The sequence below is a fragment of the Micromonospora vinacea genome (genome assembly GCF_015751785.1).
In the GTDB taxonomy this organism is placed as follows: domain Bacteria; phylum Actinomycetota; class Actinomycetes; order Mycobacteriales; family Micromonosporaceae; genus Micromonospora; species Micromonospora vinacea.
This window is the reverse complement of sequence record NZ_JADOTY010000001.1, coordinates 2,896,982-2,910,379: the sequence shown is the minus strand read 5'-3', so window position 1 is coordinate 2,910,379 and position 13,398 is coordinate 2,896,982. Positions and strand designations below refer to the sequence as shown.

The window sequence follows — 13,398 nt, the reverse complement described above, 5'->3', positions numbered from 1 at the left end:
GCGCGGACCACGCGGGCTCCACCCGGACGGTCAACCGCCCGCCACGTTCAGGAGGCGCCGTCGGCGCGGAGCCGGAAGACGTTCGACTCCGCCGAGTCGCGCAGCGACCCCAGCACCGCGCCGATCTTGTCCGCCGGCATGGGCTTGAAGAAGTGGTAGCCCTGCGCGGAGGTGCAACCCAGCTCGGCCAGGGCCATCCGCTGCTCGGCGGTCTCCACCCCTTCGGCGACCACCCGCAACCCCAACTCGTGGGCGAGACCCACTGTCGTCCGGACGATCGCGGCGGCCTCCGGCGAGTCGGCCATCCGGATGACGAACGAGCGGTCCACCTTCAACTCGTCCACGGCGATCCGGGTGAGGAAGGTCAGCGACGAGAAGCCGGTGCCGAAGTCGTCGACAGCGAGTTGCACGCCCATCGACCGGAGCGTCGCCAGCACCTCGTCGATGACCTCCAGCTCGCTCATCACCACCGTCTCGGTGATCTCCAGGACGAGCCGGTGCGGCGGCACCTGGTGGCGGCGCAACGCTTCGGCGATCTCCGCCGGCAGCCGGGGGTCGAGCAGGCTGCGCGCCGAGAGGTTGACCGAGATCGGAACGTCCAACCCCTCCCGGGCCCAGCTGGCGGCCACGCTGAGCGCCTTGTTCAGCACGTAGCGGGTGAACGTGCCGAGCTGCTCGCTGTTCTCCACCGGCCGGATGAAGTCGGCCGGGTTCAGCCACCCACGCCGGGGGTGTTGCCAACGGATCAGCGCCTCCACCCCGGTGGGGGCACCAGTGGCCAGGTCGACCGCCGGCTGCAACGCCAGCACCAGCTGATCGTCGACCTTCAACGCCTCACGCAGCTCGGCCAGCAGGGCGAGCTGGTCGGTGCTGGCCGCGTCACGCGCGCCGTCGTACGCGGCGACGTTGCCGCCACCCTCCTTGGCCTGGTACATCGCGATGTCGGCCCGACGCAGCAGCTCGGTCAGGTCCGCGGTGCCGGCGGCGGCCACCACCACCCCGACCGAGACCTCGATGGACATCCGTACGCCGGCCACCTCGGTCGGTGCGGCCAGCCGCTCGGCGATCTCGCGGGCCTGGCGCAGCGCATGGGCCATCGGGGCGGCCCGGTCGCCGAGCACCGGCACCGCCGTGAGCAGCAGGGCGAACTCGTCGCCGCCGAGTCGGCCGAGCAGGTCACCGCTGCGGACCAGCGCGTTGAGTCGGTTCGCGGTCAACCGCAGCAGCTGGTCACCCGCCGCATGGCCGAGGGTGTCGTTGACTTCCTTGAACTGGTTGATGTCCAGCAGCAGCAGCGCCACCGGGTGATCGTGGCTGAGCTGTCGCAGCGACTGGTCGCCCTTGCTCAGCATCGCCGCCCGGTTGACGAGGCCGGTGAGCGGGTCGTGCACCGCCTCGTACGACGAACGGGCGGTCACCAGCCGCAGTTCGTGGTGGGTCGCGGCGTCGTGCAGCGCGGCGGCGAGCGCGTCGCCGAACGCGGCCACCGCGTCGCGTTCCCGGGCGGTGGGCGGGGCCGAGCGGGGGAACCGCACCCGCAGCCGACCGACCGGCGCGGCGCCGACCGACAGCGCCCGACTCAGCTCGTGCTCGTCCAGCTCCGACTGGTCCGGCGGCCCGGTCTCCCGGTCGACCAGCTGACCGCTGGCGTCGCCCCGGTAGCGGTGCCACCGGCCGTCGGCCCGGGCCACGTCCACGTCCACCAGTTCGGCGTTGAACAGCGTGAGCGCCCCGGTGACGGCAGCGCTGGCCACGCCCCGCTCGTCCAGCTGGTTGAGGGCCGCGGTGGCCTCGGCGAAGGCACGCCAGGTGCGGCGCTCCTGATCGGAGCGCAGCCGGTAACGGTAGGTCTGCTGGAGCAGCCACAACAGCGGCGGCAGCAACAGCAACCAGCGCGGGTCCAGCTCCAGCAGGGCGACCACCACGAGGCCGACCGCCACGTTGCCGACGAACATCAGCAGCTTGCCGCGCAGCGCGGCGAGCAACGGTGGCCCGATCGGCAGCCCGTGCCGCAGACCCAGCGTCACCCCACCCAGCCAGGCGGTCACCAGGAGGTACGTCACCGAACCGGCGATGACGGCGAGCGCCAGCATCGGGGTGGGCGGAGAGAGCAGCGGCCGACCGAGCGCGGTGGTCACGGAGACGGCCAGCGCCGACGCGGCGGCCAGCGACGCGGCGATCCGGACGATCTCCAGGGCGGGACGGCGGTCGTTGTGCAGTGACAGCAGGGTCCAGGCCAGCCCGGTGCCGAGCAGCGTGGCGGACGGGAGCCAGCCGGCCGGGGTCAGGTAGAGGCAGACGATCAGGGCGGCCTCGCCCCAGGTGATGCTGACCATGCCGGCGGCCGAGCGGAACCGCAGCCGGGCGAGCTGGGCGAGGGCCAGGACGGCGACGGCGATGCCGAAGCGGGCCGGACCGCCGAGGGGGTCGTCGGCCGGCAGCCGGACCGGAAGGGTCAACCCGACCGCGGCGGCGGCCAGGGCGGTCAGCGTGACGGCTGCGGTGAGCACCAGCAACCGGCCCGGTGTGCCACGCACCCCGAGCCGATCGAACGGGTCGTCGGCCGCACCGGAGGTCATCGACCTCCCCCGTCAGCCGACCGACCGACGTCGCGGCGGGCGGCCGGTGCTGTGCTGGTCATCGGCGCCCCCTCCCGCACACGGCTCGGAGACTTTTGGTCCCCCCGGCGGAAGGCTAAGCCAAACCGGGTGGCCGCAACAGGGGGCGACCAACCGGTTCGGCGTGATTCATGCGCGGACTACCCGTTCAGGTGCTGCTGGTGCCCGTTGGGAGCGGGCGTGGATGAATCACGCCCCCCGGTCCCGTCTGTCGGATCGACGACTGCCGCATCGGCCCTGGTGGGGTCGGTCGGCCCGGACTGCTGAGGGAAACGGTCCGGCAGTCGGCGCAGCCGAGCGTTCATGTTGCGGATCAGCAGGATGGTCGCGGTGGCCAGCAGCAGGATGAGGAAGAGGCCCATCGGCCCGGCCAGACCACCCGTGCGGGTGTCCCCGAAGTTGTTCTCCGCGAGCACCTGGGCAGCGGTCAGCATGGCGTTCCTCCGATGTGCGGTTGGTAACCAGGGTAGCGCCGCCGGGAATCAGCGCGCGTGCGCCGTCTCCCGCACTCCCGCGAAGAGGTCGGACTCGGGCAGCGGGCTGTCGACCATCGAGCGGGCCAGCTCGTAGTCCTCGGTCGGCCAGGCGCGCTTCTGGAGCTCCATCGGCACGTGGAACCAGAAGCCGTCCGGGTCGACCTGGGTGGCGTGGGCCCGCAGCGCGTCGTCGCGGACCGGGAAGTATTCGGCGCACTCCACCCGGGTGGTGATCCGAGGGCCCTTGTCGGGACGGTCCTCCCACCGCTTGAGCCACTCCTCGTAGGGCGACTCCAGCCCGGCGGCCAGCATGCCCTCGTGCAAGGCCATGATCTTGCCCTTGGAGAAGCCGATGTCGTAGTAGAGCTTCAGCGGCTGCCAGGGCGCGCCCAGCTCCGGGTAGCGCTCCGGGTCACCGGCGGCCTCGAACGCGGCCACACTCACCTTGTGGCACATGATGTGGTCCGGGTGCGGGTAGCCGCCCTCTTCGTCGTACGTGGTCACCACGTGCGGACGGAACTCGCGCATCAGCCGCACCAGCGGGCCCGCGGCGACCTCGACGTCCTGGAGGGCGAAACAACCCTCGGGCAGCGGCGGCAGCGGATCGCCCTCGGGCAGACCCGAGTCGACGAAGCCCAGCCAGGCCTGGTCGACGCCGAGGATCGCCCGCGCGGCGTCCATCTCGGCACGCCGGATCTCGCCGATGTTCGCCCACACGTCGGGCCGGTCGAGCTTGGGGTTGAGCACGCTCCCGCGCTCGCCGCCGGTGCACGTCACGACCAGGACGTCCACCCCCTGAGCGACATACTTCGCCGTCGTCGCCGCGCCCTTGCTCGACTCGTCGTCCGGGTGCGCGTGCACGGCCATGAGACGCAGTTGCTCTGCCAACTTCGGCGCTCCTCGTCTGTGCCGGACGGTGGACCCGACCGGGCTCGACCGGCTGACCTGCCGGGATCTTCCTCGCCGCACCCTGTCACCGGCCATCAGCGCTGGGCATGACCTGCCATTCCTGCCGCTGGACCGGGTGGGAGGATGGGGCTCTGTCATTCTTGCCGATGCCGCCGACAACAACGCCAGGAGATACCCGCCGGTGACCGAGACGCACGCCACAATTTCACCAGGCGCGCCGGTGTTCCCGGCCGGGCGCTACGGCCGCCGTCGGGCGCCGGGCGGCAAGCGCCGCCGTACGCTGCTGGCCGCGCTGGCGCTGCTGGCGCTCGTGGCCACGCTGACCGTGATCTCGGTCCGCCTCTACCGCCAGTACGGCGACCCGGCCTACGACGCCCAGGTGATCACGTACACCGACATCACGGACAAGCAGGTGCTTGTCGACTTTCGGGTGACCGTGCCGCCGGGTGGATCAGCGGTCTGCGTGCTGCGCGCCCGGGACCGTGCCGGCGCCGAGGTGGGCCGCGAACAGGTCACCGTGACCGCCGACCCCGGGGACCGGCACGTCACGACCCGGCACCGCCTGGCCACCACCGCACGGCCGTTCATCGGCGAGGTTCTGCGCTGCCGACCACCGTCCTGACCTGCCCTAACAGCACCAAAAGCGGGGCTGGCCGAGCGCCTACCGCGGGTGTCGGATCCGGACACCGGCGGTGATGGCCGACACGCTGTGTCGTACCGCACTGGTAACTTGGTAGTTCACCTGTCAGCCAGCCACGCACAACTGAGGAGAACGCCTGTGTCCACTGGCAACGAGGCGCCCGCCACCTGGCTGTCCCAGGACGCGTACGACCGCCTCCAGGCCGAGCTCGACGAGCACATCGCCAACCGCCCGGCGATCGCAGCTGAGATCAACGCTCGGCGCGAGGAGGGCGACCTGCGGGAGAACGGCGGCTACCACGCCGCCCGCGAGGAGCAGGGCAAGGCCGAGGGTCGCATCCGCTACCTGCAGGAGCTGCTGCGCACCGCGAAGGTCGGCGAGGCTCCGACCGCCGACGCGGTGTCGCCGGGCATGGTGGTGACGATCTACTTCGACGACGACACCAACGACACCGAGACCTTCCTTCTCGGCTCTCGGGAGATCGCGGCCACCACCGACCTGACCGTCTACAGCCCGGAGTCCGCGCTGGGCAAGGCGATCCTGGGTGGCCGGGCCGGGCAGACCTGCACCTACACGGCCCCCAGCGGCGCCGACATCAAGGTGACAGTGGTCAGCTTCGAGCCGTTCTCCGGCTGACAGTCGCCGACCGCGTCACCAGGGGCCGGGTCGAGCGACGCCGGCACCCACAGTCGAAACACAGCGCATCCGAGGCGTGGCACCCACAGGTGTCACGCCTCGGCCGCGAAGACGACCTGATAGCCGCTGGCCCGCAGGGCGCTGATCAGCGTGTCCGAGTGCTCGACGCCCCGGGTCTCCACCGACAGCGCCACCTCCACCTCGCCGAGGCTGAGGTGCGGGTTGGCCCGCTGGTGCTCCACGTCCACCACGTTGGCCCGGTGCTCGGCGATCTGGCTGAGCAGCGACGCGAGCTGCCCCGGCCGGTCCGAACAGCGGACGGTCACCCGCAGGTAGCGACCCGCCGCGGCCAACCCGTGCTCGATCACCCGCATCATCAGCAACGGATCGATGTTGCCGCCGGAGAGCACCGCGACCACCGGGGTCTCCACCTCGACCACCCCGGCCAGCAGCGCGGCGACACCGACCGCCCCGGCCGGCTCGACCACCTGCTTGCCGCGCTCCAACAGCATCAGCAGGGCCCGGGAGATGTCCTCCTCGGAGACCGTGACGATCTCGTCGACCAGCTTGCGTACGTGGTTGAAGGTGATCTCGCCCGGCCGGCCGACCGCGATGCCGTCGGCGATGGTGGAGAAGACGGGCAGCCGGACCGGTTCCCCGGCCACCAGTGAGGGCGGGAACGCCGCAGCCCCGGCCGCCTGCACGCCGATGATCCGAACGTCCGGCCGCAACGCCTTCGCGGCCACCGCCATGCCCGAGATCAGACCGCCGCCACCCACCCCGGTGATGATCGTCTTCACGTCCGGGCACTGTTCGAGGATCTCCAGCGCCACAGTGCCCTGCCCGGCGATCACATCGGGGTGGTCGAACGGGTGGATCAGCACGGCGCCGGTGCGCTCGGCGTACGTGTGCGCGGCCACCAGCGACTCGTCGACGGTGTTCCCGGCCAACTCGACCTGCGCGCCGTACCCCTTGGTGGCGGCCACCTTCGGCAGCGGCGCGTTGACCGGCATGAAGACGGTGGCGTGCGTGCCGACCAGGCCGGCGGCGAGGGCCACGCCCTGCGCGTGGTTGCCCGCGCTCGCCGCGACCACGCCGCGCTCCCGCTCCGCCGCCGACAACCGGGAGATCCGCACGTACGCGCCCCGCACCTTGTACGAGCCGGCGCGCTGCACGTTCTCGCACTTGAGCCACGTCGGCCCGCCCAGCGCCGCGCTGAGCGGCCGGGACGGCTCCAGCGGTGTGGTGCGGGTGACGCCAGCGAGCAACTCCCGTGCGGCCCGCACGTCGTCGAGACCGACCAGTTCCGTCATGCCCCGATCGTGCCACCCGCGCTCCCCGACCAACCCGCGGGCCAGGCCGACCGGGGCGCAGGCCGACCGGACCGGGTTGATCCACTCGATATCCCGGAAAGCGCGGTATCCGGGCCGCTCGGACCCCCCGACTTCAATGATCCCGAGTGAATCACGAAGCTGGCGCGACCCCCGGCACCTCAAGGGCGGGCTGCGCCGCCGGCGCGGGCTGCGCCGCCGGGGCGGGCTGCGCCGCCGGGGCGGGCTGCGCCGCCGGGGCGGGCTGCGCCGCCAGAGCCGGCTGCTCCGCCGGAGCGGACTGGGCAGGCCGGGCGGCGGGCCAGGTCTGGGCCGGCCAGACCGGGGCGGTCGGCCACTGGCGGGTGGCGCTGGCGATCCGGGCCTCCTGGGCAGCGGAGATCCGTTGGATCAGCAGGATCAGCGTCACCGCCGCGATCACGCAGCCCAGCGCGGGCAGCGTGGTGCGGAGCAGGGAATCCTGGTACAGGTCGGAGTACGCCTGGTAGCCGGCGTCGTCGACCGGGATCTCCGCCAGCTTCTCGTACGCCCGGTCGTCGGCGCGGCTGGCGAGCCGCTCACCGATGCTGAACACCAGCCAGGAGCACCACCAGACGGCCACGAGCGCCGGCGTGGCCCGCCGCCAGAGGCTGTCCCGGGCCACTCCCGCCACGACTCGGGCCGGCACCACGAAGTTCGCGAAGGGCACCAGCCAGCCGGCGATCGCCCAGCCGGGCCCGAAGGCCGGCTCGGCGCCGGGGAAGGCGTCGGTGTTCTTGCGAGCCCGCCAGGTCCAGATGATCACCAGTACGGCGGCGGTGAGGTGTACCACCGTCATGATCAGCGCCACCACTGCGACGATGATCCCCGCGCCGATAAGGAGGTCCGGGTCGTCGTTGGCCCTGGCCCGGCGGGCCAGCACCATGCCGACCAGCGAGGACAGCGCCACCGCCAGGTAGAGCACGGCGGTCGCGCCGACGGCGACGTTCGCCGCCAGGCCGATCCCGCGTACCCGGTAGGTCGGCAGCCCCGGCGTGACGGCGGGCTGGCCGAGCGGCGTGAAGCACCGCGGGCAGTAGTCGTTTTCGGGGGACATCGCGTCCCCGCAGGTCTGGCAGCGCACTGGTGTCCCCCGTGGTCGCGTGTAGGTGCGCGCACACGCTAGACGATCATGCGGTGGCTGGTGACCCCGTGCCGACCCGGGGGTAGCCGGGAGCGTGGCGCGTCCACGGGGCCGCCATCTCGAACTGGCCGGCCACACCGAGCAGGAGCAGCTCCGAGCCGGGCGGGCCGACCAGCTGCACGGCGACGGGCAGGCCGTCCGGGCGGCGGCCGACCGGCACGACGACCGCCGGCAGGCCGGCGATGTTCCAGGGTGCGGCGTACGGGGCGTACCGGATGTTGGCCGTCATGTTCGCCCGCCAGGACCGCTCCGACCAGCGGGCCGCCTCCGGTGGCGCGCTCGCCAGCGCCGGGGTGAGCAGCAGGTCGACCGAGTGGTCGGTGAAGAAGTCGACGGACCGTTGCCGCCAGGCGGCCCGGTCCGCCTCCCGCACGTAGCCGCGACGTTGCGCCCACTCGCCCAACGCGACGTGCCGCCGGGTACGCCGTTGCAGACCACGCCGGTCCAGCCCGGAGGCCCGGACGTCGGTGGCGGCGGCGGCGAACCAGGTGGCGATGCCCTGCAGGCCGAGCGCGGTCGGGTAGACCGGATCGGCGGGCACCGTGTCGTGCCCGGCGGCGGCGAGGAGCCGGCCGGCGGCGGCGACCGCGTCCCGGTTGGGCGCGTCCGGTGTGACACCGCGGACCGGGGAGCGCAGCGAGACGCCCACCCGCAGGCGCTGCGGGGGGACCAGTTTCTCCGGACGCCGGCCGGCGAGCACCGAGAAGCCGACCGCCGCGTCGGCGACAGTGCTGGTCAGCAGGCCGTGCTCGGTGAGGCCGAACCAGTCGTCCGCCCCGAGCTGGCAGGGGACCACACCCCGACCGGGCTTGAGCCCGACGAGTCCGCAGCAGGCCGCCGGAATCCGGATCGAGCCGAGCCCGTCGTTGGCGTGCGCGATCGGCACCAGCCCGGCGGCGACAGCGGCGGCGGCACCACCCGAAGACCCACCCGGGGTACGCGTGCTGTCCCACGGGTTGCGGGTCACCGCGCTGTCGTCGTCGGTGAGGGCCCACAGGCCGAGCTCCGGCATCCGGGTCACGCCGAGGATCACCGCGCCGGCGCCGCGCAGCCGACGCACCACCTCGTGGTCGGCCTCCGCGACGTCGGTGCGGGCGGCGGCCGACCCGTTCCAGGTGGGCAGGCCGGCGACCGGGGTGTTCTCCTTGACCGCCACCGGTACCCCGGCCAGCGGCAGGTTGGCCAGGTCCTCCTGCTCGTCGACCTTCTCCGCCTCGGTGATCGCCTCACCGCCGCGAACGGCGCGGAACGCGGCCAGCTCACGGTCGGCGCGGGAGATGTACTCGAGGTGGTCGGCGACGACCTGGGTCGCCGAGACGTCACCTCGGCGTACGCCTCGGGCGATCTGCTTGGCGGTCGCTCCGACCCAGGTCGCCATGATGTCCTGCACGGCCATCCTCCCCCAGCGGTCAGCCCAGCGCCTGCTCCAGATCGGCGAGTAGGTCGTCGACCGTCTCGATGCCGACAGACAGTCGCACGAGATCGCCGGGAACTTCAAGCGGCGAGCCGGCAGCACTTGCGTGTGTCATCCGACCCGGGTGCTCGATCAGGGATTCCACGCCGCCCAGCGACTCGGCGAGCACGAAGAGCTTTGCCCGGTTGCAGATGTCCACGGCGTGGTCCTCACCACCGGCGGCGCGGAACGAGATCATGCCGCCGAACCGGCGCATCTGCTTGGCGGCCACCTCGTGACCGGGGTGCGAGGGCAACCCCGGATAGATCACCTGGGCGACCTTGGCGTGCCCGTCGAGGTACGCGGCGAGCCGCTCGGCGTTGTCGCAGTGCCGGTCCATGCGTACCCCGAGGGTCTTGATGCCCCGCAGGGTGAGCCAGGCGTCGAACGGGCCGTTGATCGCTCCCATCGCGTTCTGGTGGTAGCGCAACTCCTCGCCGAGCCCGGCGTCGGCGACCACGAGCGCGCCGCCAACCACGTCGGAGTGCCCACCGATGTACTTGGTGGTGGAGTGCACCACCACGTCCGCGCCGAAGGCGATCGGCTGCTGGAGGTACGGCGAGGCGAAGGTGTTGTCCACCACCAGCAGGGCGCCGGCGTCGTGTGCCACGGCGGCCAGGGCGGCGATGTCGGCGATGCCGAGCAGCGGGTTGGTCGGCGTCTCCACCCAGACGATCTTCGTGCGGCCGGGCTGCACGGCCGCCCGGATCGCGGCCGGGTCGGAGACCTTGGCCGGGCTGAACTCCAGGCCCCAGCGCTGGGCGACCCGGGCGAAGAGCCGGTACGTGCCGCCGTACGCGTCGTCCGGGATCACCACGTGGTCGCCGGGCTGGCACACGGCCCGCAGCAGGGTGTCCTCCGCGGCCAGGCCACTGGCGAAGGCGAGCCCCACCGGCCCGCCCTCCAGCGCCGCCAGGCACTCCTGGAGCGCGTCACGAGTCGGGTTGCCGGAGCGGCTGTACTCGTAGCCGAGGCGGGGTGCGCCGACGGCGTCCTGGGCGTACGTGCTGGTCTGGTAGATCGGTGGGATCACCGCGCCGGTGCGGGCCTCGGGGTCCTGACCGGCGTGGATGGCGAGCGTCTCGAAGCCGTGACTCATTCTGGTGAGGCTAGTGCCCCGTCCCGAGGGCTGGAACGGAACCCGTGCTCCCGGGCGGAGCCGGACCGCCCGGGAGCCGCCGGCATAGCCTGGCCCGATGAGCGGTTGCGTGTTCTGCGGGATCGTGACGGGCGAGGTGCCGGCGTTCCGGGTGGCCGACACCCCGGACGGGGTGGCGTTCCTGGACACCCGGCCGGTGTTCAAGGGGCACGTGCTGGTGGTGCCCCGGGTGCACCTGGTGACCCTGGCCGAGTTGCCGGCCGACCTGCTGCCCGACTACTTCGCCATGGTCCAACGGCTGGCGGTGGCGGTGGAGACCGCTCTCGGCGCCGGTGGGACGTTCGTGGCGATGAACAACAAGGTGTCCCAATCGGTGCCACACCTGCACACCCACGTGGTCCCGCGCACCAAGGGCGACGGGTTGCGGGGCTTCTTCTGGCCGCGCACCCGGTACGAGGACGACACCGAGGCCCAGACGTACGCGGACCGGATCGCGGCGGCGCTGCTCGGTGGGGCCTGACTGACGGTCACGCGGGTAAGGAAGCTGGACCCTCCGGTGTTACACGCTGGGAGTGGTACGAGAGGAGATCCCCACCGTGTTTTTGCGCCGTATGAACGCCGATATGGTCTCGCCCGACCAGGCCCTGCCGGGCCGCCCGATCGCCATGCCGGTCGCCGACCGCCACGAGGTGCTGGGCACCCCGTTGAAGGGCCCCTTCCCGGAGGGCCTCCAGGTAGCGGTCTTTGGCATGGGCTGTTTCTGGGGTGCCGAGCGGCTGTTCTGGACGCTTCCCGGCGTCTACACCACCTCCGCCGGCTACGCGGGTGGCATCACCAAGAACCCGACGTACGAGGAGACGTGCTCCGGCCGGACCGGGCACGCCGAGGTCGTCCAGGTGGTGTACGACCCCAGCAAGATCAACTATGAGGACCTGCTGAAGGTCTTCTGGGAGAACCACGACCCGACCCAGGGCATGCGCCAGGGCAACGACGTGGGCACCCAGTACCGCTCGGCGATCTACACGACCACCGACGAGCAGCGGACCATCGCCGAGTCGTCCCGGGACGCGTTCCAGCCGATCGTGACGCGGGCCGGCAAGGGTGAGATCACCACCGAGATCGCCCCGCTCGGCAGCTACTACTTCGCCGAGGACTACCACCAGCAGTACCTCGCCCCGACCAAGAACCCGAACGGGTACTGCAACCACGGCCCGAACGGCCTGAGCTGCCCGGTCGGCGTGGCCCGAGTCGGCGGCTGACCACCAGACACCAAACCCGCGTGATGCCCGGCTGCCTGAGGAAGGTGGCCGGGCATTCCCGTTCGGCCCTGTGATCGAAATCCGTTGCCGAGCCCGACGAGAACTCGATAACGTGGCCGTACACGTGAAAGGAGGTGGTCCAGACTTGTATAGCAATCGGACTCGTGAGGTGGCTGTCAGCTAGCCGCTGTCCTCGACAGTGATCGGCTCGCCGCGAGGCGGGCAAGAAGCACCATCGTCGAGACCGTGTGGCAGCGGTGCGGCGAATCCACGACAGCCACCCGACCCCCGGGGTGCCGGCCAAGTCCAGCCGGCCCGCGCACATGCGCGGAGCGCCCCGGGGGTCGCTCCATATCCGCGGGAGTGGCGATGTCCATGCGCGAGCTGGTGGTGCTGGGGACGGCCAGCCAGGCGCCGACCCGTCAGCGCAACCACAACGGGTACGTGCTGCGCTGGGACGACGAGGTGATCCTCTTCGACCCGGGCGAGGGCAGCCAACGTCAGCTCCTGCACACCACTGTCACCGCCACCGACCTGACCCGGATCTGCGTCACCCACTTCCACGGCGACCACTGCCTCGGTCTGCCCGGCACCATCCAGCGACTCTCCCTGGACCGGGTGGCGCACCCGGTCGCCGTGCACTTCCCCGCCGGCGGCGCCGAATACTTCGCCCGGCTGCGGTACGCCACCTCCTTCTACGAGACGGCCGAGCTGCGGGTCGAGCCCATCGAGGCCGACGGGCAGCGGATCGCCCTGCGCTGCGGCACGCTGGAGGCACGCCGGCTCCGGCACCCCATCGAGACGTACGGCTACCGGCTGGTCGAGCCGGACGGGCACCGGATGCTGCCGGAGAAGCTGGCCGCGTACGGCATCGCCGGGCCGGCCGTCGGTGAGCTGATCCGCGTCGGGCACCTGGACCTCGACGGACGCCGCGTCACCCGGGCCGAGGTGAGCGTGCCCCGGCCGGGGCAGCGGTTCGCGTTCGTGATGGACACCGGCCTCTGCGACGGGGTGTACGCCCTCGCCGAGCACGCCGACCTGCTGGTCATCGAGTCGACGTTCCTGGAGTCGGAGGCCGCGCTCGCCGCCGAGGTCGGGCATCTCACGGCGGCGCAGGCCGCCCGGGTGGCGACCGAGTCCGGGGTACGCCGCCTCGTGCTCACCCACTTCTCCCAGCGCTACCCCGACCCGCGCCGGTTCCACGACGAGGCGCGGGCGCACTTTGACGGTGATCTGATCATCGCCGAGGATCTGACCACGGTGCAGCTTCCGCCACGCCGGGTAGATTCGGCTGGGTGACCGTCACGCTCCGCCCCGCGACCGAAGGCGACCTGACGGCGGTGGGTGCCCTGCACCAGCGCTCCCGGGTCGCCGCGTACTCCTCCTTCCTGCCGGCCGAGGCGCTGGCCGACCCGACACCGGAGGCGATGGGGCGTTACTGGGTCGAGCGGTGGATCTGGGAGCGGGACACCCACCGGATGACAGTGGCCGAGCGGGCCGGGGCGGTGGTCGGGTTCAGCCACCTGGGCCCGGACGACGAGGACGACCCGGCCACCGGGTTGCTCAACGCGATCCACCTCGACCCGGCCGAGCAGGGCCGCGGCGTCGGCCGCACCCTGATGGTGGACGCGTTGGACGCCATGCGGGCGCAGGGCTGGCGACGCGCCGCGCTCTGGGTGCTGCGGGACAACGCCCACGCCCGCTCGTTCTACGAGCGCGGCGGCTGGGCCCCGACCGGAGCGGAGCGTGAGGAGCACATCGGTACCGCCCTCACGCCCCAACTCCGCTACGCCCGTCCGCTGGATGCCTGAACCA

Annotated in this window: 13 protein-coding genes; 6 read left to right on the top strand and 7 right to left on the bottom strand. The window is 72.0% G+C overall.

Annotated elements, in window-relative coordinates:
- Positions 1–47: 47 nt before the first annotated feature.
- The 3 genes from IW249_RS14000 to mca all read right to left on the bottom strand — a co-directional run bounded on the left by IW249_RS14000 (position 48) and on the right by mca (position 3,982).
- The gene (locus IW249_RS14000) at positions 48–2,579 is read right to left on the bottom strand and encodes a putative bifunctional diguanylate cyclase/phosphodiesterase (RefSeq protein WP_196921143.1); all 2,532 of its coding nucleotides are present in this window, start codon (positions 2,577–2,579) and stop codon (positions 48–50) included.
- Positions 2,580–2,758: 179 nt separating this feature from the next.
- On the bottom strand, positions 2,759–3,052 hold the full coding sequence (locus IW249_RS13995) for a hypothetical protein (RefSeq protein ID WP_091394183.1): 294 nt from the start codon (positions 3,050–3,052) through the stop codon (positions 2,759–2,761).
- A gap of 48 nt (positions 3,053–3,100) precedes the next feature.
- Positions 3,101–3,982 (bottom strand): mycothiol conjugate amidase Mca, encoded by an 882-nt coding sequence (gene mca / locus IW249_RS13990; RefSeq protein ID WP_124854725.1) that lies wholly within the window; start codon positions 3,980–3,982, stop codon positions 3,101–3,103.
- A 202-nt stretch (positions 3,983–4,184) separates the two neighbouring features.
- Between mca and IW249_RS13985 the strand changes: the two genes are divergently transcribed.
- Both IW249_RS13985 and greA read left to right on the top strand, forming a co-directional pair.
- A complete protein-coding gene (locus IW249_RS13985) occupies positions 4,185–4,625 on the top strand; it encodes a DUF4307 domain-containing protein (protein ID WP_196921141.1) in 441 nt (146 codons plus the stop codon).
- Positions 4,626–4,781: 156 nt separating this feature from the next.
- Positions 4,782–5,279 (top strand): transcription elongation factor GreA, encoded by a 498-nt coding sequence (gene greA / locus IW249_RS13980; protein ID WP_091394193.1) that lies wholly within the window; start codon positions 4,782–4,784, stop codon positions 5,277–5,279.
- 92 nt (positions 5,280–5,371) lie between these two features.
- On the opposite strand, the gene ilvA is transcribed toward greA, so the two are convergent.
- From ilvA to IW249_RS13960, 4 genes are all read right to left on the bottom strand, one after another.
- Complete coding sequence (gene ilvA / locus IW249_RS13975; protein WP_196921139.1) at positions 5,372–6,592, bottom strand: threonine ammonia-lyase; 1,221 nt, start codon at positions 6,590–6,592, stop codon at positions 5,372–5,374.
- Between the two features lie 151 nt (positions 6,593–6,743).
- Positions 6,744–7,685: a DUF4328 domain-containing protein gene (locus IW249_RS13970; RefSeq protein WP_231392520.1), complete on the bottom strand. Its 942-nt coding sequence runs from the start codon at positions 7,683–7,685 to the stop codon at positions 6,744–6,746.
- Positions 7,686–7,758: 73 nt separating this feature from the next.
- Positions 7,759–9,168 (bottom strand): amidase, encoded by a 1,410-nt coding sequence (locus tag IW249_RS13965; protein WP_196921131.1) that lies wholly within the window; start codon positions 9,166–9,168, stop codon positions 7,759–7,761.
- Positions 9,169–9,181: 13 nt separating this feature from the next.
- Positions 9,182–10,324 carry a cystathionine gamma-synthase gene (locus IW249_RS13960; RefSeq protein WP_196921129.1) on the bottom strand — a complete coding sequence of 381 codons (1,143 nt, stop codon included), beginning with the start codon at positions 10,322–10,324 and terminating at the stop codon, positions 9,182–9,184.
- A gap of 97 nt (positions 10,325–10,421) precedes the next feature.
- Between IW249_RS13960 and IW249_RS13955 the strand changes: the two genes are divergently transcribed.
- From IW249_RS13955 to IW249_RS13940, 4 genes are all read left to right on the top strand, one after another.
- Positions 10,422–10,844: an HIT family protein gene (locus IW249_RS13955; RefSeq protein ID WP_196921127.1), complete on the top strand. Its 423-nt coding sequence runs from the start codon at positions 10,422–10,424 to the stop codon at positions 10,842–10,844.
- Between the two features lie 76 nt (positions 10,845–10,920).
- A complete protein-coding gene (msrA, locus tag IW249_RS13950) occupies positions 10,921–11,583 on the top strand; it encodes a peptide-methionine (S)-S-oxide reductase MsrA (protein ID WP_124854717.1) in 663 nt (220 codons plus the stop codon).
- A 369-nt stretch (positions 11,584–11,952) separates the two neighbouring features.
- Entirely contained in the window at positions 11,953–12,882 is a 930-nt protein-coding gene (locus IW249_RS13945) for a ribonuclease Z (RefSeq protein WP_196921125.1), read from the top strand.
- The gene (locus tag IW249_RS13940; protein WP_196921124.1) at positions 12,879–13,394 is read left to right on the top strand and encodes a GNAT family N-acetyltransferase; all 516 of its coding nucleotides are present in this window, start codon (positions 12,879–12,881) and stop codon (positions 13,392–13,394) included. Before IW249_RS13945 ends, IW249_RS13940 begins: the two co-directional genes overlap by 4 nt.
- Positions 13,395–13,398: the final 4 nt, after the last annotated feature.